Origin of the sequence: Streptosporangium heterodermiicola (assembly GCF_051390675.1) — a bacterium.
Lineage (GTDB): Bacteria > Actinomycetota > Actinomycetes > Streptosporangiales > Streptosporangiaceae > Streptosporangium.
The window spans coordinates 152,041-176,447 of record NZ_JBPJSR010000013.1 but is presented as its reverse complement, the minus strand read 5'-3'; the positions used below and the strand labels follow the sequence as shown (position 1 = coordinate 176,447).

The 24,407-nt window shown below is 73.2% G+C and carries 24 protein-coding genes; 11 read left to right on the top strand and 13 right to left on the bottom strand.

Translation table 11 applies throughout. The features are described from left to right. Positions 1-4: 4 nt before the first annotated feature. The 3 genes from ACSC1Q_RS27015 to ACSC1Q_RS27005 form a co-directional block, all read right to left on the bottom strand. Positions 5-952: an ABC transporter permease gene (locus ACSC1Q_RS27015; RefSeq protein WP_436761483.1), complete on the bottom strand. Its 948-nt coding sequence runs from the start codon at positions 950-952 to the stop codon at positions 5-7. A gap of 91 nt (positions 953-1,043) precedes the next feature. Beyond that, positions 1,044-2,051 carry an ABC transporter permease gene (locus ACSC1Q_RS27010; protein WP_436761482.1) on the bottom strand — a complete coding sequence of 336 codons (1,008 nt, stop codon included), beginning with the start codon at positions 2,049-2,051 and terminating at the stop codon, positions 1,044-1,046. Then, positions 2,048-3,856 (bottom strand): ABC transporter substrate-binding protein, encoded by a 1,809-nt coding sequence (locus tag ACSC1Q_RS27005; RefSeq protein WP_436761481.1) that lies wholly within the window; start codon positions 3,854-3,856, stop codon positions 2,048-2,050. The genes ACSC1Q_RS27010 and ACSC1Q_RS27005 overlap by 4 nt, the downstream gene beginning before the upstream one ends. Positions 3,857-4,297: 441 nt before the next feature. On the opposite strand from ACSC1Q_RS27005, the gene ACSC1Q_RS27000 reads away from it, so the two are divergent. Both ACSC1Q_RS27000 and ACSC1Q_RS26995 read left to right on the top strand, forming a co-directional pair. Beyond that, positions 4,298-5,458 (top strand): M20 family metallopeptidase, encoded by a 1,161-nt coding sequence (locus tag ACSC1Q_RS27000; protein ID WP_436761480.1) that lies wholly within the window; start codon positions 4,298-4,300, stop codon positions 5,456-5,458. A gap of 400 nt (positions 5,459-5,858) precedes the next feature. Continuing rightward, a complete protein-coding gene (locus ACSC1Q_RS26995; protein WP_436761479.1) occupies positions 5,859-6,920 on the top strand; it encodes a cellulose binding domain-containing protein in 1,062 nt (353 codons plus the stop codon). A gap of 186 nt (positions 6,921-7,106) precedes the next feature. Here ACSC1Q_RS26995 and ACSC1Q_RS26990 read toward each other — a convergent pair whose 3' ends face one another. Further along, positions 7,107-7,673 (bottom strand): ferritin-like domain-containing protein, encoded by a 567-nt coding sequence (locus tag ACSC1Q_RS26990; RefSeq protein ID WP_436761478.1) that lies wholly within the window; start codon positions 7,671-7,673, stop codon positions 7,107-7,109. 137 nt (positions 7,674-7,810) lie between these two features. On the opposite strand from ACSC1Q_RS26990, the gene ACSC1Q_RS26985 reads away from it, so the two are divergent. The 3 genes from ACSC1Q_RS26985 (at position 7,811) to ACSC1Q_RS26975 (ending at position 9,650) form a co-directional block, all read left to right on the top strand. Beyond that, on the top strand, positions 7,811-8,857 hold the full coding sequence (locus tag ACSC1Q_RS26985; protein WP_436761477.1) for a YihY/virulence factor BrkB family protein: 1,047 nt from the start codon (positions 7,811-7,813) through the stop codon (positions 8,855-8,857). A 176-nt stretch (positions 8,858-9,033) separates the two neighbouring features. Next, positions 9,034-9,363, top strand: coding sequence for a hypothetical protein (locus tag ACSC1Q_RS26980; RefSeq protein WP_436761476.1), 330 nt, complete (start codon positions 9,034-9,036; stop codon positions 9,361-9,363). Next, positions 9,360-9,650, top strand: a complete 291-nt coding sequence (locus tag ACSC1Q_RS26975) for a hypothetical protein (protein WP_436761475.1) — start codon at positions 9,360-9,362, stop codon at positions 9,648-9,650. Before ACSC1Q_RS26980 ends, ACSC1Q_RS26975 begins: the two co-directional genes overlap by 4 nt. A gap of 199 nt (positions 9,651-9,849) precedes the next feature. Here ACSC1Q_RS26975 and ACSC1Q_RS26970 read toward each other — a convergent pair whose 3' ends face one another. Then, the gene (locus ACSC1Q_RS26970; RefSeq protein WP_436761474.1) at positions 9,850-10,278 is read right to left on the bottom strand and encodes a hypothetical protein; all 429 of its coding nucleotides are present in this window, start codon (positions 10,276-10,278) and stop codon (positions 9,850-9,852) included. A gap of 240 nt (positions 10,279-10,518) precedes the next feature. Between ACSC1Q_RS26970 and ACSC1Q_RS26965 the strand changes: the two genes are divergently transcribed. Next, on the top strand, positions 10,519-10,800 hold the full coding sequence (locus ACSC1Q_RS26965; protein ID WP_436761473.1) for a macro domain-containing protein: 282 nt from the start codon (positions 10,519-10,521) through the stop codon (positions 10,798-10,800). Here ACSC1Q_RS26965 and ACSC1Q_RS26960 read toward each other — a convergent pair. Next, entirely contained in the window at positions 10,704-11,900 is a 1,197-nt protein-coding gene (locus tag ACSC1Q_RS26960) for a hypothetical protein (RefSeq protein WP_436761472.1), read from the bottom strand. The genes ACSC1Q_RS26965 and ACSC1Q_RS26960 overlap by 97 nt on opposite strands. Continuing rightward, positions 11,888-12,601: a TauD/TfdA family dioxygenase gene (locus ACSC1Q_RS26955; protein ID WP_436761471.1), complete on the bottom strand. Its 714-nt coding sequence runs from the start codon at positions 12,599-12,601 to the stop codon at positions 11,888-11,890. Before ACSC1Q_RS26955 ends, ACSC1Q_RS26960 begins: the two co-directional genes overlap by 13 nt. 189 nt (positions 12,602-12,790) lie before the next feature. Here ACSC1Q_RS26955 and ACSC1Q_RS26950 point away from each other — a divergent pair, with 189 nt between their 5' ends. The 3 genes from ACSC1Q_RS26950 (at position 12,791) to ACSC1Q_RS26940 (ending at position 15,712) form a co-directional block, all read left to right on the top strand. After that, positions 12,791-14,890, top strand: a complete 2,100-nt coding sequence (locus ACSC1Q_RS26950; RefSeq protein WP_436761470.1) for a tetratricopeptide repeat-containing protein — start codon at positions 12,791-12,793, stop codon at positions 14,888-14,890. A 451-nt stretch (positions 14,891-15,341) separates the two neighbouring features. After that, positions 15,342-15,503, top strand: a complete 162-nt coding sequence (locus tag ACSC1Q_RS26945; protein WP_436761469.1) for a hypothetical protein — start codon at positions 15,342-15,344, stop codon at positions 15,501-15,503. After that, the gene (locus tag ACSC1Q_RS26940) at positions 15,485-15,712 is read left to right on the top strand and encodes a dCTP deaminase/dUTPase family protein (RefSeq protein WP_436761468.1); all 228 of its coding nucleotides are present in this window, start codon (positions 15,485-15,487) and stop codon (positions 15,710-15,712) included. Before ACSC1Q_RS26945 ends, ACSC1Q_RS26940 begins: the two co-directional genes overlap by 19 nt. 35 nt (positions 15,713-15,747) lie before the next feature. On the opposite strand, the gene ACSC1Q_RS26935 is transcribed toward ACSC1Q_RS26940, so the two are convergent. Beyond that, positions 15,748-16,530, bottom strand: a complete 783-nt coding sequence (locus tag ACSC1Q_RS26935) for a tetratricopeptide repeat protein (protein ID WP_436761467.1) — start codon at positions 16,528-16,530, stop codon at positions 15,748-15,750. A gap of 526 nt (positions 16,531-17,056) precedes the next feature. Beyond that, positions 17,057-18,316 carry an ROK family protein gene (locus ACSC1Q_RS26930; protein WP_436761466.1) on the bottom strand — a complete coding sequence of 420 codons (1,260 nt, stop codon included), beginning with the start codon at positions 18,314-18,316 and terminating at the stop codon, positions 17,057-17,059. A 32-nt stretch (positions 18,317-18,348) separates the two neighbouring features. On the opposite strand from ACSC1Q_RS26930, the gene ACSC1Q_RS26925 reads away from it, so the two are divergent. Then, positions 18,349-19,005: an HAD-IA family hydrolase gene (locus ACSC1Q_RS26925; RefSeq protein WP_436761465.1), complete on the top strand. Its 657-nt coding sequence runs from the start codon at positions 18,349-18,351 to the stop codon at positions 19,003-19,005. Next, complete coding sequence (locus ACSC1Q_RS26920) at positions 18,998-20,182, top strand: MFS transporter (RefSeq protein ID WP_436761464.1); 1,185 nt, start codon at positions 18,998-19,000, stop codon at positions 20,180-20,182. Before ACSC1Q_RS26925 ends, ACSC1Q_RS26920 begins: the two co-directional genes overlap by 8 nt. 216 nt (positions 20,183-20,398) lie before the next feature. On the opposite strand, the gene ACSC1Q_RS26915 is transcribed toward ACSC1Q_RS26920, so the two are convergent. Genes ACSC1Q_RS26915 through ACSC1Q_RS26900 form a run of 4 tightly spaced genes read right to left on the bottom strand, consistent with a single transcriptional unit; the run spans position 20,399 to position 24,395 of the window. Then, positions 20,399-21,274, bottom strand: coding sequence for a Gfo/Idh/MocA family protein (locus ACSC1Q_RS26915; protein WP_436761463.1), 876 nt, complete (start codon positions 21,272-21,274; stop codon positions 20,399-20,401). Then, positions 21,271-22,497: an ROK family transcriptional regulator gene (locus ACSC1Q_RS26910; protein ID WP_436761462.1), complete on the bottom strand. Its 1,227-nt coding sequence runs from the start codon at positions 22,495-22,497 to the stop codon at positions 21,271-21,273. Before ACSC1Q_RS26910 ends, ACSC1Q_RS26915 begins: the two co-directional genes overlap by 4 nt. A 21-nt stretch (positions 22,498-22,518) precedes the next feature. Further along, positions 22,519-23,385, bottom strand: a complete 867-nt coding sequence (locus tag ACSC1Q_RS26905) for a carbohydrate ABC transporter permease (protein ID WP_436761461.1) — start codon at positions 23,383-23,385, stop codon at positions 22,519-22,521. Beyond that, complete coding sequence (locus tag ACSC1Q_RS26900) at positions 23,382-24,395, bottom strand: carbohydrate ABC transporter permease (RefSeq protein WP_436761460.1); 1,014 nt, start codon at positions 24,393-24,395, stop codon at positions 23,382-23,384. The genes ACSC1Q_RS26905 and ACSC1Q_RS26900 overlap by 4 nt, the downstream gene beginning before the upstream one ends. Between the last annotated feature and the right edge of the window lie 12 nt (positions 24,396-24,407).

Genomic DNA, 24,407 nt, shown 5'->3' with positions numbered 1-24,407 from the left:
CTGCTCAGTCCTCCCGCAGCCGGGGATTGAAGATCTCGTCCATGGCGTCGACGACGAGGACGATGCCCAGGGTGAGCAGCAGGATCGCCAGCAGCGGCGCCAGCATGTACGGCAGCGCGGTGGTCGTCGTCAGCGCGCCGCCGCCGAACACGGCGAGGTTGAGCATGACGCCCCAGTTGTTGGCGTCGAACGGCAGCACGCCCAGGAAGAACAGGCCCACCTGCGCGTACACCGCGCCGGTCACCGCGATGAGCATGTTCATCGCGATGAAGGGGGCCATGCTGGGCAGCAGTTCCCTGCCGATGATGTGCCGGCCGGACAGGCCGAGGCCCCGCGCCGCCTCGATGAAGCCGCGCTCGCGCAGCGAGAGGGTCTGCGCCCGTACGGCGCGCGCCACCCCGCCCCAGCCGAGGAGCCCGAGCACCAGGCCCATCTCCAGCGCGCTGGTGAACTTCCAGACGGTCGACAGGACCAGCAGCAGCGGGAGGGCGGGGATGGTGAGCTTCATGTCGGTGATCCGCATGAGCACGCTGTCCCAGCGCCCGCGCCGAAAGCCCGCGAACAACCCGACGGCGGTGCCGAGGGCGACCGTGATGACGGCGGTGACCAGGGCGGTCAGCAGGACGTACCGGGCCCCGGTGATCACCAGGGCGAGCACGTCGGTGCCCTCGAAGTCGGTGCCGAAGGGGTGCGCCAGGCTCGGCGCCGCGTAGAGCGCGTTGTCGTCGCGCGGCAGCCGCGCGGGGTAGAGCAGCGGCCCGAAGATCCCCATGAACGCGAACACGCCCAGGATGGCCACGCCCACGATCCGGCTGGGCTTGCGCCGCAGGACCCGCCAGACGCCGCGCCGGAAGTTGCGCCGCAGCGTCGCGCGGGTGCCGGAGACGCCGGGGGTGCCCGGAGCGCCCGAGGGACCGGGGGTGCCGGGAGCGGTGATGACCGGCGCCGTCACGCGACCACCCCCGCCGGGTACGCGATCACGAGGCCGTTTCCCACAGCTTCCCCGATTCGTCCGGTCACTCCGGTCATTCCAGTCACTCCGGTCATGACGCCTCCTGTCCGGAACGGACCCGTGGGTCGATGGCGGTGTAGAGCATGTCGGCCACGATGTTGGCGATGACGATCGCCACGGTGATCAGCAGGAAGGCCCCGCCCATCAGCGCGTAGTCGCGGTCGGTGATGCTGTTGAGCAGCAGCAGGCCCAGCCCCGGGTAGGTGAAGATCCGCTCGATGAAGATCGCGCCGCCGAACAGCAGGCCCAGGGAGAGCGCCAGGATGGTGAACAGCGGCAGGATCGCGTTGCGCGCCACGTAGCGGAAGATGATCCCGCGCTTCATGCCGCGCAGCTCGGCGGCGAGGATGAAGTCGTCGCCCAGCACGGTGACCACGCTCGACTTCATCGCCAGGATCCAGCCCCCGTACCCGGCCAGCGCGTAGGTAAGGACCGGCAGCGTGGCGTACTGGACCAGCGAGCCGAGGTAGGCGGCGTTGAGCCCGGGTTCGAGCGTGACGTCCGCGGTGCCGCTGGAGGGGAAGATCGGCAGCAGGGTGGTGAAGACCGCGCTCAGCAGCAGCGCGAGGACGTACTGCGGCAGGCCGTGCAGGAGCGAGCCGGAGACGGCGAGGATGTCCCCCAGCTTGCTGGACCGCTTGATCGCCGCGTAGACGCCCAGGATGACGCCGACCGCGAAGCTGAGCAGGGTGCCGACGAGGACCGGCAGGATCGTCCAGGTGGCCGCCGAGCCGAGCAGGGTGGTCACCTCCGCGCCGGGAACGCTCAGCGACTGGCCGAGGTCGAGGTGGAGCAGGCCCCTCATGTAGTCGAGGTACTGCTCCCACATCGTGCCCTTCGGCATGAAGCCGTACAGCACCGCGACGGCGCGCTCGGCCTGGTCGGGCGACATGCCCTGCTCGACCAGCTTCTCGTAGCGGGCCTTCATGGGGTCGCCGGGGATGTTCCTGATGATCACGAAGCTGATCGTGGTGACCACCAGGACCATGGCGAGCCCGCGGGCGAGGTGGCCCGCGAGGCGGCGTGCGACGACCGTCATGCGCGGTCCTTCCTCTTGACCATGCCGAGCTGGAGCCAGACCCCGGAGGTGAGGCGCAGCGCGTCGCTGTCGTCACCCGGGAATCCGGTGAAACGGGTGGTGTTGACGACCTGGGTGTTGACGTAGTCCCACAGCTGGATCACCGGGAGGTCCTGGTTGGCGGTCCTGGCGAGGGTCGAGACGATCCGCCGCTGCTCGGCCTCGGGGACGGAGTTCAGCCTGACCGCCAGCTCGCCGGGGTTGACCCTGCCCGCGCCCGGGACGTCGACGGTCTCGGCGCCGCCCATCCAGTTGCCCTCCGTGCCGGGGGCGACGTGCTTGAGCCTGCCGCCGAAGAGCTGCCAGCCGTTCTGGGCCCCGTACAGGCGCTGGAAGATGTTGTACGGCGCGGGGCCGAGCGCCACCAGCCAGAAGCCGAGGTCGTACTTCCCGGCCGCCATCTCCTCCAGGTAGAGCGGGTAGTCGGCGGTGGTCATGACCTGCGCGTCGATCCCGGCGTCGTTGAGCTGGCTGGTGACGGCCTTGGCACCGGCCAGCCAGTCGGAGAAGGACGCGGGCACGTTGATGGTCATCTTCCAGGGACCGCCGTCGGGCATCGTCCACTTACCGTCGACCTTCCGCATGCCCGCGGCCCGCAGCTCGCTCGCGGCTCTGGCGGGGTCGTGCCGGTACGGGTCCAGGGTGGCGAGGCCGTCGCCCAGCCACGCCTTCGCGGCCTGCTGGTGCAGGCCCGAGGTGGTGACCGAGGCGGTGCCGCCCTCGGGGGAGGCGACCTTGGTGACCTGCTTACGGTCGATCAGGTAGGCCAGTGCCCGGCGGACGTGCACGTTGTCGTAGGGCTTCCTGGACTGGTTGAACGCCAGCCCCTCGCTGACGGGCGAGTATCCCCTGACGACGGCGTTGCCCGAGGTCTGGGTGATCCGCCGCATCACCCCCGCGGGGACCGCGGTGAACGGGGCGCTGTCCAGCCTTCCGGCGACCAGGTAGTTCCAGACCTGCTCGTTGCCGGTGTAGTTGAGGATCCGCACCTGGTCGGCGGCGACGTTGGCGGCGTTGTGGAAGTTCTTGTTCTTGACCAGCAGCGCCTCGCCCGGGTTGACGCGCTTCAGGACGAACGGCCCGGCGGAGACGTCCCTGGCCGGGGCGAAGGAGATGACCTTGTCCGCGAGGCTGGTGATCCCGGCCCGCGCCGCCTCGGCGCCGGGGGCGGTGCTCTGCGCGAGCCTCAGTTTCTCCCAGAAGTCGGCGGGCAGCACGCCGCGCCAGACGTGCTCGGGGACGATGACGGTCTCCATGACGCTGCGGACGAAGGAGGAGCTCGGGTTCTTCGCCGCCTGGGTGATCTTGATCGTCCGGTCGTCCACGATCTTGATGTCGGAGGCCGTACCGGCCGCGGAGGGGTCGAGGGCGTAGGCGGTGCCGCCCTGGGTGTAGGCCAGGCCGATGGAGAACTTCACGTCCTCCGCGGTGATCGGCTCGCCGTCGGACCACTTCCCGCCCGGGTGCAGCCGGAGGGTGATCGAGGACTGGTCGGGGGCGATCTGCCAGCTCTGCGCGACCCCCGGATAAAATTGGTTCGGGTCGGTCAGATGGTTCTTGGTCCACCCGAGCCACTCGGCGTTGTAGCCCCTGAAGGCGTTGCCCTTGGGGTTGAACGGGTTGATCGGCGCGTTCGCGTCGATGCCCGGCTTGAGCGCGTCGATCGTGGTGAAGACGCCACCGGCGGAGCTGTCGCCGCCGCTGCCACACGCCGCGGTACCGGCGGCGAGGCAGAGGGAGACCGCTGCCGCTGCTAGTCGCTTCATGAACCGCTCCGTTGGGTGTTCTTCGAGGTCAAGGCACCAATACCGAGGCGTCGGCGTTGTCCGGACAATACGTTCGCCCCACCGTCCGCGTCAATTATCTCCACTTCCGTGATACTCCCTGTAGTTTTCCTTCACCGACCGCCCGCCCCGGCGCCACCCCGTGCCGATCATGTGGTCAGCCCCGCGCGGAGCGGGCGATCCGGGCCGGAGGGCGGAGCGGACGATCTCGGCCGGGCACGCGGGCCAAGGATCCCGGCCCAACGGAGGACTGAGACGATTCCGGCCAGGCGGAACGGACGATCCCGGCCGGACGCGCGGGCGGAGGACCCCGGCCCGACGGAGGAGTGGGACGATCCTGACCGGACGGCGGAAGCGGGCCGCCGCCCCCACCGGCCTGTCATACGGTCGCGGTAACAGCGGATCGACGAAGAGGCGACCACGGTGAACCTGGATGTCATGATCGAGGACCTGCGAGAGCTCGTCGTGTGCGAGTCGTTCTCCGCCGACCATCAGGCGGTGGCCCGCAGCGCGCGGGTGGTCGCCGACCAGGGGTATCGCAGGCTCGGCGTCAGGGCGGAGACGATCGTGATCGGCGGGGTCACCCACCTGCGGTGGACCTTCGGCACGCCCAGGGTGCTGCTGCTCGGCCACCACGACACCGTCTGGCCGATCGGCTCCCTCCTCACCCATCCCTGGTCGGTCACCGGCGGGATCGCCCGGGGACCCGGGGTGTTCGACATGAAGGCCGGGCTGGTCCAGATGTTCCACGCGCTGGCCGCGCTGCCGTCACCGGACGGGGTGTGCGTTCTGGTCACCGGGGACGAGGAGGTCGGCTCCCCGACCTCGCGCGCGCTGGTCGAGGAGTCGGCGCGCGGCCGCGCGGCCGCGTTCGTCCTGGAGGCGAGCGCCGAGGGCGGCGCGCTCAAGATCGCGCGCAAGGGCACGTCGATGTACGAGGTCGTGGTGCACGGCCGTGGCGCGCACGCGGGGCTCGACCCCGGCAGGGGCGCGAACGCCGGGGTCGAGCTGGCCCACCAGATCCTCGCCGTCACCGGCATCGCCGACCGGGTGAACGACGGCCGGGCCCCCGGCGACGGGGCTCACGGGCGTCGGGCGGACGGCGACCGGGTGACGCCGGAGTCCCTCGGACCGGCCACCGTCACGCCCACCGTGCTGTCGGCCGGGACCACCGGCAACACCGTGCCCGCGCTGGCCCGCCTGTCGGTGGACGCCCGCGTGCCCACCCTCGCCACGCAGCGGCGGGTGGACGAGCTGATGCGGGCGCTCTCCCCCCGGATCGCCGGGACCCGCCTTGAGATCATCGGAGGCCCGAACCGCCCTCCGATGGAGCACTCCTCGTCGGCCGGGCTGTTCGCCCTCGCCAGGGAGGTCGCCGCCGAACTGGGGCTCGCCCCCCTCACCGGGGTCGGCGTGGGCGGGGCCTCCGACGGCAACTTCACCGCCGGGGCGGGCTGTCCCACGCTCGACGGGCTCGGCGCGGTGGGCGGGGGCGCCCACGCCGACGACGAGCACGTCGTCGTGGCCGAGATACCCGCCCGCACGGCACTGCTGGCGGGCCTGATCAGGGCGGTGCTCGCGTAGTCGGCGTGGCGCGAGTGGCGTGGCATGGCTTGAGTGGCGTCGCGTGAGCGGCTTGACGTGGCTCGCGTGGCGTGGCGTCGCGTGACACGTGAGCGGCTTGACGTGGCTCGCGTCGCGTGGCGTCGCGTGAGCGGCTTGGCATGAGCGGCGTCGCGTGGCGTCACCGGCAAACCAGGGGAATCAGGGGAATCAGGGGAATCAGGGGAATCAGGAGTCCGCCCGGGTGCAACGGCGCCCGCGTCACCGGCCCGCGCGACAGATCCCGCCACGTCGAGGAACGGTGAAAGTTACACCCCCGCCGGTGACGGTCACGCAGGTCAGGCCATCCCCGGTGGGCGGACGGCTTCCCGCCCCCATCCGGGACGCCTAGCATCGGCCCCCACCGAGGCGGGAGCGGAAGATGCGAAGGACGGCACGCGGAAGCGGCGCGATTCTGACGGTTCTGGCGGCCGCGACGGCCGTGGTCGTGACCATGGGACTCCTGGTGAGCACCGCGGCCCCCGCCCAGGCGGCGGCCACCAGGATCATGGCGCTCGGCGACTCCATCACCGGCTCCCCCGGATGCTGGCGGGCGCTGCTCTGGAACCGCCTCGTGAACGCCGGTCACACCGGGATCGACTTCGTCGGCACCCTGCCGCCGCAGGGCTGCGGCGTCGCGCACGACGGGGACAACGAGGGGCACGGCGGGGCGCTGGTCACCAACGTCGCCGACCAGAACCAGCTCCCCGGCTGGCTCGCGACGGCCAGGCCCGACATCGTGCTGATGCACTTCGGCACCAACGACGCCTGGAGTAACCGTCCGACCGCCACCATCCTGGCCGCGTACGGCAAGCTGGTGGACCAGATGCGGGCGAGCAACCCCGACACGAAGGTCCTCGTCGCCCAGATCATCCCCATGAACCCGAGCACGTGCGGTGAGTGCGCGCAGCGGGTCTCCGCGCTCAACGCGGCGATCCCCGGCTGGGTGGCGGGCAAGACCACCGCGCGGTCACCGGTGGTCGTGGTCGACCAGTGGACGGGCTTCAGCACCGCGTCCGACACCTACGACGGGGTGCACCCCAACGCGGCGGGCGACCAGAAGATCTCCGACCGGTGGTTCCCCGCGCTGGCCGCGCTGCTCGGCGCCGGGCCGAACCCCACGCCGACTCCCACCCCCACGCCCGGTGCCGGCTGCACGGCGGCCTACCGTACGGCCAACCAGTGGCCGGGCGGCTTCCAGGCCGAGGTGACCGTCAGGAACAACGGCCCGGTGGCCGTCACCGGCTGGACGGCGAACTGGACGTTCACCGGGCGGCAGATCAGCCAGTCGTGGAACGCGACGGTGACCCAGTCGGGAGCCGCCGTCTCGGCGCGGAACGCCGCCTGGAACGGCTCCCTGGCCTCCGGCGCGACCGCGACCTTCGGCTTCATCGCCTCGGGTACGGGCTCCCCCTCCCCCGAGGTGTCCTGCACGACCGGCTGACCGGGCCGGGCCGCTCGTACCAGGGCCCGCTCGTACCAGGGCCTGCCGGGCCGCGCCGTGCGACCGGCGCGACCGGCCCGGCCGATGTCACCGGGCCCCTGTCGCTTCGGGTTCCGGCCGCCGGATCCCGGCCCCTCGACCACCGGGGGCCAGGTCACCCGGCGCCGGACGGCCCCCGGCCGCCGTTCAGCCCCGCTCCCCGGAGTCCCCGCCGGACAGGGCGCCGGGAAGCCTCTCCAGCAGGCTCTTGAGATCGTCGGCGTGCTCCTCCTCCTGGGCGAGCAGGTCCTCGAAGACGCGCCTGGTGGTCACGTCGTCGTTGCCCAGCCAGTTGACGATCTCGGTGTAGGAGGCGATCGCGATCCGCTCGGCGACCAGGTCCTCCTTGACCATCTCGATCAGGTCGAGACTGTCGTCGTACTCGGCGTGCGAGCGCGCGGCCAGCGTCTCGGGGTTGAAGTCCGGCTCGCCGCCGAGCTGGACGATGCGCTGGGCGAGACGGTCGGCGTGCTCCTGCTCCTCGGCGGCGTGCTCCAGGAACTCCGCGGCCACCACCCCGGCGTGGATGCCCGAGGCGGTGTAGTAGTGCCGCTTGTAGCGGAGCACGCAGACCAGCTCGGTCGCCAGGGCCTCGTTGCACACCTGGATCACCCGGGGCAGGTCCGCGCCGTAGGCCGACGTGATGGGACCCTTGTCGATCTCCTGACGCGCCCGCGCCCGGAGCTCCTTGATATCTGTGAGGAATTCAGCCATGGGCCTGCCCTACCCAGAATCGGCCTCTTATCCAGTGTCGTCGGCCACAGTCCGGGACGTTTTGTTCGCGACCCCGCTTTCGGGGTAGCGGGCCGTCCGAGATGGGAACAGCGACGAAGGTCCCGCAGACGCGGACCATGAACGGCGAAGAGCTCTCCGCCGACCACGCGTGGACGACCCTGCGCAAATACGGCCGCTGGCACCTGGCCCGCGACTCCGTCGCCAGGTTCAGGTACGGCGAGGGCCTGACCAACGCCAGGGCACTGGCCTTCCAGATCTGCCTGTCGATCATCCCCGGCGCCATCGCGCTGGTCGGGCTGAGCTCGGTGATCAACCAGGAGCATCTCGGCGAGGTGCTGGAACTGATCCTGAGCCGGCTCGCGCCGGGGGCGGGGGTGGACGCGGTCAAGGCCGTCCTCGCCGACAGCCACCGGCAGGCGGGCCGTACCGGGGGCGCCCTCGCGCTCTGGCTCGGCCTCGCCACCGCCCTGTTCTCGCTGACCAGCGCCATGGCCCAGGTGGAGCGTGGGGCGAACCGCATCTACGGCGTCGAGCGGGACCGGCCGTTCCACCGCAAGTACGGCCGGGCCCTGGTGATGGCGCTGACGGCCGGAACCTTCATGACCGCCGGTTTCGTGGTGATGGTCGGCGGCGGCGCCATCAGCAGGGCCCTGGCGCAGGTCTACGACTGGAACGACGGTGCCACGGACGCGTTCAACCTGGTGCGCTGGCCGCTCGGTTTCCTCCTGGCGCTGCTGTCGACCTCGGTGCTGTTCCGCGCCGCGCCGCGCAGGAGGCAGCCAGGCCACACCTGGCTGGCGTTCGGCGCCCTGGTCTCGCTCGCCCTGTGGACGGTCTTCACCCTCCTGCTGGCCCTCTACACCGAGAGCAGCGGCACCTTCGGCGCGACGTACGGACCGCTCACGGCCGTCATGGCGCTGTTGCTGTGGTCGTTCCTCAGCTCGGTCGCCCTCTTCCTGGGGCTCGCGTTCGCCGCGCAGCTGGAGGCCGTCCGCGCGGGCCGGGCAGGCCCCGCCCACCCCGACCCGGGCCCCACGGCCGACGAGGAGCGGGAACCCCTGGTCGGAGCGGCGGGCGCGGCGGCCATCGCGGCCGTCAGGACCGCCGCGAAGGCCGTGCGCGGGCGGCGGCCGGGCTCGGGCGGTGAGCGGCCCGGTAAGTGAGAACGTACCCGGGCCCCGGTGCCCGCGGCCCGGGTACGAGGGCGGGTCCGTCTCCCCCGTGATTGGGACGGTGCCGGAAACGACGCCCCGATGTCCGATATCCGGTTCTCCTTCTTCCCCGCTCTCCCGTCCCCTACGGTCGAAGACCGCACACCCGGCCCAGAGACGGAGCGGCGTTGAGCACGGACCCCTCCTCCGTTTCCCCCGTTCCCCCTGTTCCCCCTGTCTCGCCCGTCTACGACGAGCCGCACGACGACTACACCGCCGCGTTCGCCGCGCTCGACCCGCCCACCGGTGAGCCCGCGGACCTCGTCGCCAGGGGAACGCTCGCCACGCTCGCCGGTGACTCGGCCGAGGCGCTGCGCCTGTTCCGCGCCGCCGCCGACTCCGCAGCCCCCGGCTCCCGGGAACTGCTGCGGGCTCTCGCGTGGACCCGCCTGGCACGGACCGGCGGGTACGGGCTCTGGCCGGACGGCTGCGGGGTCCTCACCCCGCCCTTCTCATGACGGAGTTCCACGAGAGGTTCGACCGGTCGGGTTCGGTGCCCGGCGCGCTGCGGGAGGCCCAGGAGGCCTTCCGGCTGCGCGACCGGGCGGGCCATCTCGCCGCGTACGGGCGGATGGTGGCGAGGGCCGGGCGGGCGGCGGCGGAGCTGGGCGACGAGACGCTGGCCGAACACGTCGCCGACGCGCGCCACCTGCTTGAGGACGAGCGGGGGACGGCCTGGGACTGGGCCGACGACGGCGGGCATCCGCGCCACTGGGCCGGCTTCGTCGCGGTCGCCGCCCCCTGACCGCACCGCCCCCGCGCCCCGGCGGCCCGGTGAGAGGGGAAGGGTCTGCCGATCATCCGCACGGGGAACCCTCCATCCCATGGCCCCCCTTCCCTCGCACGAAGGCCTCGTCGCCGACCTGCGGATCCTGCGCGAGCGGTGGGCTGCTCCGGCTTCGCGACGCGGCGCTGCCCGCGCTGTGGCAGGCGGTGAGCACCTGTCACCCCGGGCTGGAGCCGGTGGCGGCGGCCGAACGGCTGATCGGCGACGCCGCGGAACGGCTCGGCGCGACGACCATCGGCTCCGCGGCCTCGTACACGTTCGGGCTCGTCCAGGGCACCCGTGACTGGCCGGCCTCCGACCGCAGGCGCCGGGCGGCGCAGGTGTACGGGATCAGCGTCGAGCGGTTCAGAAAACACCAGGAACGCGTGGTGCTCGCGCAGCTGGCCGAGCAGATCCTCGCCATCCGCGGCGACCTGAGGTCGCACCCCGCGCCGCACGCCCTGCACCTGGCCGGGCGGGCGAGGGTGCTCGTCGAGGCCGGGCGGGCGAGGGTGACGGTGCACGTCCGGCCGATCGAGCTGATCACCGGCGTCGACGTCCTCGTCTCGCCGGAGAACGTGTACATGGAGATGTCGAAGACGTTCAAGTCCTCGGTCTCGGCGGCGCTGCGGCGGGCCGGGGCGCACCGCGGCGCAACGGGCGAGGTGCTGGAGGACGTCGTCCAGCTGGAGCTGAACGACTGGACGGCCGTCCACGGCCGGGCCGGGCTCCCGGTGGCGCCGGGGACGGTCGCCCCGACGGGGCCCGGCGACCTGGCCGCGAACGGCGTGCGGCGGATCTACCACGCCGCCGTCGCGGTGCCGCGCACGGGCGCAACGACTACGACGTGGCCCCGCCGACGATCGCCCAGGCGGTGCGCCAGGTGTTCCTGCTGGGCGAGAGGGAGCGGGCGTCGTTCTCGCCGCCCCTGTCGTCGTTCTGCTTCCCGCTGGTCGGGACCGGCAGGGGGCGGGTCCCTCTGGAGACCGGGGTGCGCTGGCTGTGGACGGCGCTCCTCGACAACCTCGGCCATCACCCCCGCTGGGCGGTCCACCTCTCGGTGCCGCTGCCCGAGGTGGCGGAGGCGGTCGTGCGCGCCCTGTCCGACAGGGGCGCCGGGTGGGCCTGAGGGGAGGGCGCGAGGAGTTCCCCGGCCCGTCCGGTCAGGGTCCGGGCGGGGGCGGACGTGGCGCAGGCCGCCCGCCACCGGGCCACCAGGTCCCGGTGGAGCCGGTCGGCGAGCCCTGAGCCGTCTCCGGCGAGGAGGCGCAGCGCCCCGGTGACGTAGACGGCCGACAGTGTCGGCAGCGGTTCGAGTTCCGGGGCGCGGAACCGCCGGGCCTCGCGCAGCGCCGGGCCCTCGCCGGTGAAGGACCGCTCGCGGAAGCCGGGCACCCGGCCGATCCGCTCGACGAGCCCCAGGCGCAGCCACCCCGCCAGGTCCCTCTCCCCGCGGGCCGCGCTCTCCACCAGCGCGACCGTCTCCACCGCCATCGCGTACGACTCGGCGGCGAGCAGCCCGGCCCCGAACTCGATCTCCCCGGACGTCGCGGCGAGGTGGTCAAGGTGGGCGCCGTCGTGGATGCCGCGCCAGACGCGCCGCTGGAGCCCGGGCACCGGGCGCTGCCCGTCGACGAGCGCGTTCACCGGACCTCGGCGTCCCGGCAGGCGCATCCAGGTGCGCCAGAGCATCCCGGAGAAGGCCGCGCCGGGGACGATCACGTGGTCGCGGGAGGGCGTGGGCCGGTACCGCTCCCCCCAGCGCAGGTGAGCCCGGCCCGAGTCGCGTCCCGGGCCGCCACCGGTACGGCCGTCCGGGGCGGGGGCGGGCCTGACGGCGTCGCAGAACCCGGCGAGCAGCTCGCACATCCGCCAGGTGAGCGCGCCGACCGGCGCCACCTCGCCCGGTGACGCCGGGCCGGGGTAAAAGGAAGGGACGGGCCCGCGCAGCGACCGCAGGGCGCGCAGCCTGGAGGCGCCCCGGCCGCCGTCGCGGACGCCGGTCGCGCGGACGCCGGTCGCGCGGACGACGTCGTCGAGCCCGTCGAAGGCGGCCGGGAGGCCGAGCACGGCGCAGCCGAGCGTGACCTCCGCCCAGCCGCGTACCGTCCAGGCGTCCGCCTCGGCGCCGCGCGCCGGCACCGCCGTGGCCACGGCGGCCCTTCCCGCCGCCCATTCGCGCGCCGTGGCGGGGTCGCGGGTCAGCGCCCGCCGGCTCAGCGCGCCCACAGCCGCACCCGGAGCACCAGCCGTCGCGGGTCCTGGAAGGGATTCCGCGCGTGCAGGACCCGCCGGTTGTCGACGATGATCACACCCCCCGGGGCGTGCCGTATCCGCCGGGACCCGGGGGCCGTCCGCAGGCAGGCGGCGAACTCGGCCGCGGCCCAGCGCTGGAACGGGTCCAGGCGCGGGGCGAGGTTGTCGGCCCGCCAGCGGAGCGTGCCGTCCCCGGGGAGCACGGCCGCGGGCGGCGAGGTCTCCCCGGGCGCGGAGCGGAAGGCCTCGGGGACGGTCCAGGCCCAGCGCGGCCGGCGCAGGGCCGCCGCGACGAGGTCACCGTGCGGGCGGCGGCCCAGCCCGGCCTCCGCGTCGGCGCGGCCGAGCAGCAGGGTGGCGCCGCCGTCGGCCGCGGGCCTCACCACGAACAGGCAGACCAGGTCCTCGGGCCGGGCGCGGTACTGGGCGTCGGTGTGGAAGGGGGCGGGTCCCGCGCGTTCGGAGAAGGTCCCGTGGCCGCGCCCCGGGCGCGGCCTGACCTCCCAGACGGCCTGTCCCGCGTCGCGGGCGGAGGGGGTGCCGAAGCGGCGGGCGATGTCCGTCACCGCGGCGTGGTCGGCGCCGTGGCCGGACGTGAAGTCCTGCCCGCGCAGAACGGCCCAGCCCCGCAGGTCCAGCGACTGGGCGGCCCGTCCGATGTCGATCTCACACATGATCACCTCTGCTGCTCGTCCGGTTCCTGGTCTCCAGCAAACCGGTGCGGGTGTCCTCCCTCCCGGTCGCGAGCCGGTCGATGTCGGGGCGACATCGGGGCGTCTATTGCGATAGTCAACTCATTGATTTAAGGTTCGCCGAACCATAGTGAGATATATTCATCCGCAGCGATCCGAAGGGGGTGGAGGGTGTCGGCGCAGGAACGCAGGCTCGCCGCCATCGCGGCGGCGTCGGCCGACGCCTTCCGCCGTGGCGACTACCACCAGGTGCGGGCCGAGGACGTCGCCGAGCGGGTACGGCTGCCGCGGGGCGGCGACGGCGACAGGGGCCGCAGCGCCGTCTGGCTGTACAACGAGGTCAGGAGCCGCCGCGTGCTGGTGGCCCTCGCGGTCAAGCACGCCTTCGACGACTTCGTCTCGGGCGACGGGGCGCCGGAGCCCCCGCGCTCGCTGCTCGCCGCGCAGGGCCTGGTCACCGCGGCCCTGCGCAGGGTGGCGCGTTTCCACCAGGTGGAGCGCTTCATGCTGAGCCAGGTGCGCCTGGGCATCGGCGACATCTCGACCTCCGAGAAGCGCTCGCCGGCCGGGCAGAGCCCGCCGGTGTGGGAGGTGACGGAGGTCTACGGCGCCACGGCCGCCGCCGGGTGGGAGGGCCGCGTCACCGCGTACGCGCACTATCTGGCGCCCCGGCTGGAGCTCGCCGCGCTGACGGTGGGCGTCCCGTCCGCGGGGTGGGCGGCGGCGAGCGCCGGGCGCCTGTCGGAGCTGGCCTTCCGGGCGATGGCCGACGACCCCGAGGGCCCCGCCGACCGCCAGGCCGCCGCGCTCTGCGCGCACTGGGTGGCCCGTGACCTGCTGCCACCGGCCGGTGAGTGGGCGGAGCGGCTGCACACGGCCGAGCGGACGGCCGAGCTCACCGAGCGGATGGGGTCCAACGGCCGGGCCAGGGTCCGCGCCCTGGAGGTGGTCCTGCAGGTCCTGCTCGACAGCAGCCCCCTGCTGGCGCGGGCGGCGGAGGTCGGCGGCGAGCTGGCGGACCTGCTGGCGTCCGACCCGGCCGACCGGCAGACGCTGTGCGACGTGACCAGCAGGCAGGGGCTGGCCCTGCTGCGCCTGGGGGACCTGGAGGCCGCGAGGGCCTGTTTCGAGCGGTCGCTGCGGGTGGCGGGCGAGCTTCCCGCCCCGGCCGACGCGGAGTCGTTCGGGGCGCGGGCGCGGCACAACCTGGCCGAGGTGCTGGTCGAGACCGGCCACCCCGGCGCGGGCCTGCGCGAGCTGCGGAAGGTGGGCGACCAGCGGGCCAAGTCCTCCCCCGCCACGGGTGTCGTCCCCGCGTGGCGGCGGTTCACGCTCACCCGGCAGGCGACGGCGAGGGCGGCCTCCCGCGCCGGGCGGGTCGTCACCGGCGTCACCCTGGCCGAGGCGACGCTGACCGACCGCGAGCAGCGCCTGGGGGCCGACAACGTCAACACCGCCTCCGCCAGGGTGACCCTCGCCGAGGCGCTGCTCGCGGCGGGCCAGCCCGCGCAGGCGCGCCACCACCTGACCGAGGCGCTCCGGGTGCGCGCTCGACACCTGGCCCCCGAGGGCTACTGGCCGCAGTACGACACGGTGCGCCTGGCGGAGATCGAGCTGGTCGCGGGCTTCCCCGCCCAGGCGGTGCGCCTGCTCACCGGGGTCATCGTCACCACGGAGTGGTTCGCGCGGCAGGTGTCGCCCCGGCTGGGCGCCGAGGCGACGCTGATCCGCTCCACGGCGCTCACCGCCTCGGGCGAGCCGTCCCAGGCGCTCACCGCGCTGCGGGCGCTGCCGCCCGAGCGGGCGGTGTTGCGCGCCCAGGCCGCCGCGCAGCTGGTCCTCGGCGACGCGACCGGCGCGGCGCGGGTCCTGGCGGCCCTCGCCAAGGCCGAGCGCGGCACGGACGACGACTTCCCCGGCCAGGCGGAGCGGCTGCTGCTGACCGCCCGTGCCGCGCACGCCCTCGGGCACGGGGACGAGGCCGACGCCGCGAGCGCGGCGCTCGTCGCCCTGGGCGGTGAGTCGCTGGACGCCTCCCATCCGCTCGTCCTGGCCGGGCGGCTGGATCTCGCGCTGCGCCGGATGAGCGCGGGCGGCGTGGAGGAGGTGGCGCCGCTCCTGGCACCGCTGCTCGACCGCCGGCCGCTGGCCCACGGCCGGCCGGCCCTGGGCGACGGGCATCCGCTGCTGGCCGAGGCGCGGGCGGCGGCCACCCGCGTGGGCGAGCCCCCGTCGAGCGCCCCCGAGGACCGCCTATGGGAGGACGGCTGACCGTCCGCCCTCACCCACCGCGGAAGCCCCTCACCCATCGCGGAAGATAGGAGAGCGGGATGCCCGACGACGACGATCTCGTCACCCTGCTGGCCGGCCGTCTCGACGAGCTGCGCGAGACGCTGGACGAGGCGGCCTGGGCGCGCGTGCGGGCGCTGCTGCACCGGATCGCCGCGGAGCCTGACGAGTCCGCGGGCCCGGCCTGGCCGGCCCTGCTGGAGCTGGTACGAACCTCGCTGCCGGCGGGCCACCCGCTGCGCCGGGCCATCGCCGCCGAGTTCGGCGACCACCGCGCGGGACCCGCGGCCCGGGAACTGCCGGCCACGCTGGAGCGGTTCAGGGAGATGCTCCCCGACCTCGCCGAGCTCGACCTCGACGACGAGATCCGGGGGCGAGGGAGAGGCTGCTGGCCGTTCCCTCCCGGACCCCGGAGGAGCTGCGCGCGGCGGGGGTGGACCCGGACCTTCCCGGCCTGCTGCGGCTGCGCCGCGCCGACGGCGCGACCTCGCTTCCCGGCTTCCAGTTCGGCGCCGGGGACCTCCCCCTCCCAGTCGTCCTCACCGTCAACGGCCTCCTCCGCGCCGAGACGGACCCGTGGGGCGCGGCCGGCTGACGGCGGCGGGCCTCGACTGGATCTCCCGTCGCGACCTGCCGCACCGGAGCGTCGTGCTGTTCCTCGACCGGTGCGGTCCCCTGCCCCTGTCACCGGCCCCGCTCCACGTCGACCTCGACGGCCCGGAGGGGCTGGCGTGGCTCAACGTGGTGCTGCGGCCCTACCGCGCCTACGTCACGCCGCCGTGGGGCGCGGGACGGAAGAGCTGACGTCCCGAATCCGCCCGTCTCCCGGCGGGCGGCGCTCAGGCGTGGCCGAGCGCCAGCCGCACCATGCCGAGCAGGACCGCCGCGTCGGTGTCGCCGGGGTCGAGGGAGACGGCGGTCCGCAGGTGCGCGAGCGCCGCCTCCAGGTCGGTGGCGCTGCCGTTGGCGAGCCCCCTCCTCCGCAGGAGCCCGCCCAGGGCGAACGTCGCCTGGTACGTGGCCGGGTCGCCCTCCGGCATGTGGGGGAGCACGTTCTCCAGCAGGGCGACGGCCTCGCCGAGGTCCGCGGGCCCCGCCCCCTGACCGGTGACGCGCGTGGCCAGCGCCGTGCCCAGCCGGTAGCGCAGGTAGAGGGCCGACGCCCGGTCGTCGCACCCGCGCAGGGCCGCCCTGAGCCTGTCGACCGCCAGGTCCAGGTCGTACGGCACGCCCCGGTCGGCGTGGCGGCTCAGCAGCAGCTCGGCGAGGGCCTCGTGGTCGGCGGCGCTGAACCAGGCGCTCTCCTCGCGGAGGTCGTCCGCCTCGGAGAGCATGGTGATGGCGACGTCACGGTCGGCGGGGTCGCCGAAGTCCTCCCACCGCACCTCGTGCACCCGTCCCACCAGGGCGAAGGACCACTGGTCGCAGTCGTGGGCGAGGAGCCAGCCCGCGTGCTCGGCCGCCTCGTCGAGATCTTCCCGGTGCGTGGCGCCCGGGATGTCCTCGTCCGTGCACCGGCGCAGGATCGCCTGGGTGAGAGCCTGGCGCCACCCGGCCTCGCGACGGGTGCCGGCCACTTTCACCCGCAGGGCACGCAGCCGCGTGACCTCATCCCCACCCATGCCGGATCTCCCTTCCGAGCCTGTATGAAACTATATAAATAGAATCCTCTCATCCTTGTGGTCGGTAAAGAACCGGCTACGCGAAGGAAACCGGCCGGACTCGTCGCAGATCATCGTTCTGGTGACCGCGCTCGGTGGAGGACCGCGACGACCATGGCCGGCAGGGCGGCGGCCGGCGCGTGGCGGCCGGCGAAGCCGCGATCGGCGCGGCGGCGGCCGGCACGGCACGGTCAGCGCGGAGGCGACAGGCGGAGGCCGCCCCGGTTATCCGGGGTTGTCGACTGAACTGGCTGGTCAGCGGTTAGAAGGTCGTTAAGGTATGTCAGGCAAGCTGGAGAGCCGCCGAGGCTCTGGAGTCGCACTACCGGGCAGCAGGGGGCCGACAGGGGAATCAGTGACGCCACCGCCTCGGTACCGTGCCCTGACGAGGATCGCCGAAAGGCAGTGACGGCGGGCAGGAAGCACTCTGGGCCAGGGTGCCGACCCGGCTGCCAAGACCGTCATCGCGGCAGTCCTCCCCGGAGGCTTACCAGGAGATCGGTGTGGCTCGCGGGGCCTCGTCCGGCAGGACCCGTCTCGGTCGATCCCGCCAGGTTCGCAGGCCCTCCGTGGTCAGGAAGGCGTCGAAGATCAATTCTGTGGCGCCTATGCGCGGGGCCGCGGCACCGAGGCCGGATACCGCGAGCAAGGCCGGGCTTCGCCGCCGGAACGCCATGAGAGTTTCTTCGCACCCCGCCGCCACCGCCGGTGCGGCCACCTCGTGGATCTGGGCTCCCAGGCCGGACAGTGTCACGGTCTCGGGGTCGTGCGCGTTGACGAGGGCGCCGATGCCTCGGCCGAGTGCCCGGGCGACCGCGTCGACCGCGCGGGCGCTCGCCGGGTTGCCGGTGGCCGCCTCGGCGATCAGTTGTCCGGCGTGGTGGAGGCGGCGGTGGATCGGGATGTCATGGTCGAGGTGCCGGATCAGCGCGTTGGCCCCCACGTCGAGGTCCCAGCAGCCGGTCGATCCGCAGGCGCACCCGCGACGGGGGTCGCCCGCCAGGGGGAGGTGGCCGAACTCTCCGGCCATGCCATGAGCGCCGGTCAGCGGCCTTCCCGCGACGACGAGTGCCCCGCCGACACCCAGCGAGACATGCAGATGCAGGCCGAGGTCGACGCCGCGCAAGGCGCCCCGGCGCGCCTCGGCGAGCGCCGCCAGGCTGGCGTCGTTGCCGAGCTGGACGACAGGGTCGTCGTCCAGTCGCAGCAGGGAGATCAGGTCGACGTCGTGCCAGTCCAAATGGACCGCGTCGACGATGCGGCCGTCGCGCACGCTGGCGGGGACCGCGACGCCGATGCCCACCACCCGTCCGGTGAGCTCGGCCATGCGGTGTCGTAGCGCGCCGGACAGTTCGGCCAGCACCTCGATGGCCAGACCGGCGGTGTGGTGGCGGCATTCGAGCATCTGCGACGCGCCGCCCAGAGCGGCTGCCGAGATGGACCAGGAGTCTTCCCGCAGGTCGACGGCGAGCGCGAGCGGGCCTCGCGGGTGTGGGCCGACCAGGTGAGTCGGGCGTCCGCGCGGCCGATCCGTCTGAGGGCGTTCCAGCACCGTTTCGGCGGCGGCCAGCTCACTCATGAGGACGGTCGCGGTGCCTCGGGCCAGCCCGAGCTCGCGGGTGAGCTGGGAGCGGGTGAGCTCCGCGCCGCCGACGTGCACGGCGCGCAGCAGCCGGATCAGGTTGTGGAGCCGCAGTTCGGTACTGGTTGTGGGCGCGTGCACGCCTCCCATTGTGGCATCCGCCATCCCCTGATTATGCTCTCGCCGAGAACAAAACAATGAGCGAGGTGCTGGTGCGCGACTTCTGTGCGGTGCTGTTCGATCTGGATGGAACGCTGGTCGACTCCGATGCCGCGGTGGGCGGGGCCTGGGCGGCCTGGTCCGTCAAGCGGGGTGTGGATCTACAGGTGATCATGAAGGTCTCGCCGGGACGTCCGGGGATCGAGACGATCGCCGAACTGGCCGTCGGCCTGACACCCGCCGAGGTCGTCGCCGACGCCGAGGAGAATCTGCGTCTGGAGGAGGCGGACCTGGACGGCGTCGCGGCGATGCCGGGAGCCGTCGACCTGCTCAACTCCTATGACGACTACGACGAGCGGTGGGGCATCGTGACCTCGTGTCCCCGTCCGCTGGCGCTGGCGCGGATCGGGACCGCCCGGCTGCCGAAGCCTCCGGTTCTGGTCACCGCGGACGACGTCGCCCAGGGCAAGCCCGATCCGGCCTGCTACCGCCTGGGAGCGGAGCTCCTGGGCGTCGATGCACGTCACTGCCTTGTGGTCGAGGACGCACCGGCGGGGGTCCGGGCCGGTCGGGCTGCCGGGATGACGGTGGCAGGGGTGCGTGGCGTCACGGGCGCCGATCTCGATCTGGTGAGCCTGCGGGATCTGACGACGGTCGCGGGACGCTGCTCACACGGGCATCGCGTCGATGCGTGAGCGGGTGGCGTTATCCCTGTTCTTCGGGCTGGCCGGGGTGCTCAACGCTTTGTGGGTGGCGACCCTGCCCGCGGTCGACGAGCGGCTCGAACTCGGTCCGGGCCGGATCGGCACGCTGCTGCTCCTGTTGGCGGTGGGGGCGCTCGTCACGATGCCGCTCGCCGGCCGGTCGGCCGATCGGTGGGGCAGCCGCCGGCTACTCCGGGTCGCGACGCCGCTCTGCGCGTTCGTGCTGGCCGGGGTCGCTCTCGCGCCGTCCTACGGGGTCCTGGCGGTCGCCGTCCTGCCGCTCGGCGCGGCCACGGGCGCGGTCAACATCGCGTTGAACGTGCACGGCGTCGAGGTGGAGCGCGCACTCGGCAAGCCCGTCATGGGGAGTCTGCACGGTGTGTGGAGCCTGGGCGGGGTGATCGGCGGCGCGTTGATCGCGGCGGCGCTGGCGGCGGGCGTGGACGTGCGGATGTTGATGGTGTCCGTCGCGGTCACCGTGATCGTCGTTTCCCTGGTCCCCGGCCCCTTCCTGCTCACCGCTCCCGTGCCCGTCACGAAGGAGGCCGGCGGGCCGGTCGTGCTGAGTGTCGGCATGATCGCCTTCATGGGTTCGGTGGTCTTCGCCGCGTATCTCAGCGAGGCGACAGCCACCGACTGGGCCGCCGTGCACGCCCGCTGGGAACTCGCGGCCGAACCGGCCACGGCGTCGGTCATCTACACCGCCTTCGCGGCGGCGATGACCGTGACCCGCTTCCTCGGCGATCCGCTGCGCGCCAGGCTCGGCCCCGCCCGCACCATGCGGCTGGCCGGATCCGTGGCCACCGCCGGATACGCGCTCGTCCTGGTCTCCCCCTTGGCCGGTTCGGGCGCCGTCGCCTGCGCGATCGCGGGCTGGAGCCTGGTCGGGGCCGGCATGGCCACGGTCGTCCCGGTGATCTTCAGCACCGTCGGGGCGATGGCCACCCGACCGGGACGGGCGCTGTCGGCGGTCACCACGATCAGTTTCGGCGGCGCCCTGACCGGACCTGCGGTCATCGGATACGTCGCGGAGGTCGCTTCCCTGTCGGCAGCGCTCCTTGTCCCGGCGGTCTTCACCGTATTCGTGGCCCTGACCGGCCCTGCCGCCGTCCGCGTCGTCGCGGGAAGCATCGTTTCTGACCGCGCATCGGCGCGTCGCTCGTCGTGACCGAGTGGCCACGTTGGAATCGGACATGACTAACGTGCCTGACAACCCCAGATATCGCGCCAGGCACGTTGGCCGGAGGCCCACTTGCCTCACATGCCTGACGCCTCCGCAGCACCCCGGATAACCCGCACGGCGAGGTCGGCGCGGAGACGCCAAGCGGAGGCGGCCGGTACGGCGAGGTCGGCGTGCAGGCGGCAGGCGGCCCGCACGGCGAGGTCAGTGCGGCGTCGCGGCGTCGATCAGTTCCTGCAGGCGCAAGCCCCGGGCCGCGTCCAGCTCGCCCGGGTGGCCCGACCGCACGGCGGCGGCGAACTCGGCGCGCAGGACGGGCCAGCACTCCTCGTGGTCGATCCCGGAGGTGTCGAAGACGAGCTCCCCCTCCGGTCCGAGCAGCTCGATCCGGGTGCGCGCGCCGGGCAGCAGGACGCTGCCCGACAGGGACGCCTGGCTGACGGCGCCGTTCTCGTGCTCGCAGGTCAGCTCCACCCAGCGGCGCGGGTCGCCCGTCGCCCGGAGGGCGGCGATGGGACCGATCGCGGCGTCCAGCAGGTCCAGCAGGTGCGGGCCGAGGTCGAGCAGGGCTCCCTGTTCCAGCCGCCAGCCGGTGGCGTACTCACCGCCGAGGAAGGCGCCGTGCAGGTAGCACGAGCGGGCACCGGTCGTCTCCAGCAGCGCGGCGCGGCGCAGGAAGTCGCGGGTGGCGGGGTGGTAGCGCTTGGTCAGCACCATCTGCGAGACGACGCCCGCCTCGGCGACGGCCTCCGCCACCGCACGCGCCGACGCGAGGTCGGGCCCCAGCGGCTTCTCCAGCAGCACCGCCCTGCCCGCCTTCGCCGCGCGTACGGCGAGCTCCGCCTGGACGGCGGGGGGTACGGCGAACGCGACGGCCTCGCACCGGTCGAACAGCTCCTCCGGCGTGCCGGCGACGACCGCCCCGTACGGACCGGCGATCTCCCGGGCGGCGGAGGCGCGGCGCGCCCAGACGGCGGTGAGGCGGGTCTCCGGGCCCGCGGCCAGCATCCGGGCGTGCATGGCGCGGGCCCACGGGCCGGCACCGATCAGGCCGACCTCGACGGGGGCGGTGGTGTTCACGATTCGACTCCGGCCGGTGAGCGGTGGTGCGGACGGGCCGGCGCCGCCAGGCGGGCGTCGGCCTGGTCGGGGGCGTACAGGTGCTCCACCACCATCGCGGTGGCCCCGGCGAGCGCGGCGCGGTCGCCGAGCCGGGAGGTGACGACCTGCAGGTTGCGCGTGGCCCGGGGCAGGGCGCGCTGGTAGAGCAGCTCGCGTACCCCGGTGACGAAGTGGGTCTCCGCCAGGTCTCCGGCGATCATCAGCACGCCGGGGTTGAGCAGGGTGACGACGGTGACGAGCACCTCCCCGCAGCGGCGTCCGGCCTCGCGGGCCAGGCGCCCCGCGTCGGGGGAGCCCGCGTCGAGGTGGGCGCGGACGTCCGCGCCCGACTGGGCGGGCACGCCGAGAGCGGCGAGCTGACCGGCCAGGGCCCGGCCGCTGGCGACGGCGGCCAGGCAGCCGTACGAGCCGCACATGCAGCGGGCCTCGGACCGGTCGTGCAGGCGGATGTGGCCGAGGTCGCCGGCGCCGCCGTCGATGCCGCGGAAGACCCTGCCGTCGACGACGACGCCCGCGCCGATGCCGGTGGAGACCTTGACCAGGACGAACGCGGAGCAGTCGGCGAACGCGTGGCGCTGCTCGCCCAGTCCCATCAGGTTGGCGTCGTTGTCGACGAGGACCGGGACGGCGGCGTCCACCCCCGCGTGCCCGGCGAGCGAGCTCCGCGTCCGCTCCGGGACCGGGTAGCCGTCCCAGCCCGGCATGATCGGCGGCCGTACGACCCGTCCCGACGAGGTGTCGACGGGCCCGGGGAGTGACAGGCCCACCCCGCAGACCGCCTCTGGAGCGGTCCCGGCCGCGGCCAGCAGGTCGGCGAACCACAGGCCGAGCCGGTCGAGGACGATCTCGGGGCCGTCCTCGATCGGCAGGGCCCCGGTGTGCTCGGCGAGGACGCCGCCCGCCAGGTCCATCACGGCGGCGCGGGCGTGGGTGACGTCGAGGTCGGCGGCGAGGACGACGGCGTGCCGGGTGTCGAACTCCAGCAGGTTGGAGGGGCGCCCCCCTGTCGACTGCCCGCCGGGGACGGCGCGCAGCCACCCGGCGTCGAAGAGCTGGTCGAGCCGCTGGCCGACGGTGGAGCGTGACAGGCCGGTGACGCGCTGGAGCTCACCCCGGGTGCGCGCCTGCCCGGTGCGGATCAGTTCCAGGAGGTGGCCTGCGGTGCTCCAGGGCGTTGCCATCCGGTGTGTCTCTCCTCGGCTCTAGCTCTTGTCCGCGCCGCTGGTGAGACCCTCGGTGAGGAGCCTCTCGGCGGCGTAGAAAAGAACTACCACGGGAATCGTGAGGACCACCGACCCCGCCATGAGAACCGTCTTGGGGACCTCGATGCCGTTGGCGAGCTGCTGCAGGCCCAGCGAGACCGTCCACTGGTCGGGGGCGGCGGCGAGGAAGAGCAGCGCGAAGAGGAACTCGTTCCAGGCGATCATGAAGACGTACAGGCCGGTCGCCATGAGGGAGGGCGCGGCCAGGGGCAGCACGATCCGGCGCAGGATCTGCGCCCGCGAGCAGCCGTCGAGCGCCGCGGCCTCCTCGACGCTCTTGGGGATGGTGACGAAGTAGTTCTTCAGCATGTAGATGGAGACGGGCACGGTCTGCGCGATGTAGACGATGACGAGCCCGGTCAGGCTGCCCTGCAGGCCGATCTTGGCGAACATCACGAACAGCGGGACGGCGAGCAGGGTGGACGGGAAGAGATAGACGGCGAGGAACACCGCGCTGACCTGGCGTCCGCCGAAGAACCTGAGGCGGCTCACCGCGTAGGCGCCGGGCACCGAGGCGAGCAGGGTGAGCGCCACGGTGGCGAGGGCGACGAGCGCGGAGTTGCCGAGCATCCTCAGGAAGCCCTGTCCGCCGTCGTCGACCGACCGCAGGACGTCGCGGTAGGTGTCGACCGTGAACTCCGAGAGCGTCACCCACAGCCGGCCGGGGTCGAGCAGCAGCTGGTCGATGGGCTTCACCGACAGCAGCAGCATGTAGTAGAAGGGGAAGAGCGTGATGACCGCGAGGAAGGCGATCACGCCCCACCGCACGACGGCGAAGGTCCTCTCCTCGACCTGTGCGCGGCTCATGACGCCTCCTCCTGGACCCTCTTGGCGAAGAACTTGAAGTAGACGCCGAGCAGCACGGCGAGGACGGCCGCGAGGACCAGGGCCTGCGCGGCGGCCGCGCCCACGTCGTAGCGGGCGGTGAGGAAGTCGTAGACCCGCACGGCGACGACGTCGGTGCCCGAGCCGCCCCCGGTGAGCAGATAGACGTCGTCGAACTTGTTGAACGTCATGATGAACCGCAGCACGGAAAGCAGCGCGATCACCGGCATCAGCTGGGGCAGCAGGATGTGGCGGAAGCGCTGGGTGAGCGTGGCGCCGTCCACCGTGGCGGCCTCCTCTATACCGGCGGGCACGGCCTGCAGCCGGGCGAGCAGGAACAGGAAGGCGAACGGGAAGTAGCGCCAGACCTCGAAGGCGATGACGGTGAGCAGGGCGAGCGGCAGTTCCACGTCCCAGCCGAGGATGGAGATCTCGTGGGAGCGGGTCGCGAGGAAGGCGATCGGCTTGTCCCAGCCGAGCAGCCGGGTGCCCAGCTCGTTCACGATGCCGAACTGCGGGCTGAGGGCGATCTCCCAGACGAACGTGACGGCCACCACGGGCGCGACGTAGGGCAGCAGCATCGACCCGCGCAGCAGGGCCCGGCCGCGGAAGGGCCGGCGCAGGGCGAGGGCGGCGACCAGCCCGAGGGCGATCGACCCGGCGGTGCTGCCCGCGGTGTAGACCAGGGTGGTCCACAGCGAGGTCCAGAAGCCGGGCGAGGTGAAGACCTCGCCGAAGTTCTCCCAGGTCCAGTTGGACAGCAGGCCCATGCCCTGGATGTCGATCAGCCGCGCCCTCTGGAAGGCGAGCAGCACGGTCCAGGCGATGGGCAGGACGACGACGACCAGGACGACGAGCACGGTGGGCGACACGAAGGCCAGCCCGGTCCTGTTCTCGCGCTGGGCCAGGGTGGGGGTGCCGTCCCGCCGTACCTCGGGTTCCGGGCTCGTCTCGGGGGGCCGGCGCCGCTCGGCGCCCTGTGTGGTGCTCATGTGCCGCTCATC

What these genes read in the sequence shown, in the direction of transcription:
- ACSC1Q_RS27010 (WP_436761482.1), bottom strand. Translation starts at nt 2,051, where the DNA reads ATGACGGTCGTCGCACGCCGCCTCGCGGGCCACCTCGCCCGCGGGCTC.
- ACSC1Q_RS27005 (WP_436761481.1), bottom strand. Translation starts at nt 3,856, where the DNA reads ATGAAGCGACTAGCAGCGGCAGCGGTCTCCCTCTGCCTCGCCGCCGGT.
- ACSC1Q_RS26995 (WP_436761479.1), top strand. Translation starts at nt 5,859, where the DNA reads ATGCGAAGGACGGCACGCGGAAGCGGCGCGATTCTGACGGTTCTGGCG.
- ACSC1Q_RS26990 (WP_436761478.1), bottom strand. Translation starts at nt 7,673, where the DNA reads ATGGCTGAATTCCTCACAGATATCAAGGAGCTCCGGGCGCGGGCGCGT.
- ACSC1Q_RS26985 (WP_436761477.1), top strand. Translation starts at nt 7,811, where the DNA reads ATGAACGGCGAAGAGCTCTCCGCCGACCACGCGTGGACGACCCTGCGC.
- ACSC1Q_RS26975 (WP_436761475.1), top strand. Translation starts at nt 9,360, where the DNA reads ATGACGGAGTTCCACGAGAGGTTCGACCGGTCGGGTTCGGTGCCCGGC.
- ACSC1Q_RS26955 (WP_436761471.1), bottom strand. Translation starts at nt 12,601, where the DNA reads ATGTGTGAGATCGACATCGGACGGGCCGCCCAGTCGCTGGACCTGCGG.
- ACSC1Q_RS26935 (WP_436761467.1), bottom strand. Translation starts at nt 16,530, where the DNA reads ATGGGTGGGGATGAGGTCACGCGGCTGCGTGCCCTGCGGGTGAAAGTG.
- ACSC1Q_RS26930 (WP_436761466.1), bottom strand. Translation starts at nt 18,316, where the DNA reads ATGGCGGATGCCACAATGGGAGGCGTGCACGCGCCCACAACCAGTACC.
- ACSC1Q_RS26925 (WP_436761465.1), top strand. Translation starts at nt 18,349, where the DNA reads ATGAGCGAGGTGCTGGTGCGCGACTTCTGTGCGGTGCTGTTCGATCTG.
- ACSC1Q_RS26920 (WP_436761464.1), top strand. Translation starts at nt 18,998, where the DNA reads ATGCGTGAGCGGGTGGCGTTATCCCTGTTCTTCGGGCTGGCCGGGGTG.
- ACSC1Q_RS26910 (WP_436761462.1), bottom strand. Translation starts at nt 22,497, where the DNA reads ATGGCAACGCCCTGGAGCACCGCAGGCCACCTCCTGGAACTGATCCGC.
- ACSC1Q_RS26905 (WP_436761461.1), bottom strand. Translation starts at nt 23,385, where the DNA reads ATGAGCCGCGCACAGGTCGAGGAGAGGACCTTCGCCGTCGTGCGGTGG.
- ACSC1Q_RS26900 (WP_436761460.1), bottom strand. Translation starts at nt 24,395, where the DNA reads ATGAGCACCACACAGGGCGCCGAGCGGCGCCGGCCCCCCGAGACGAGC.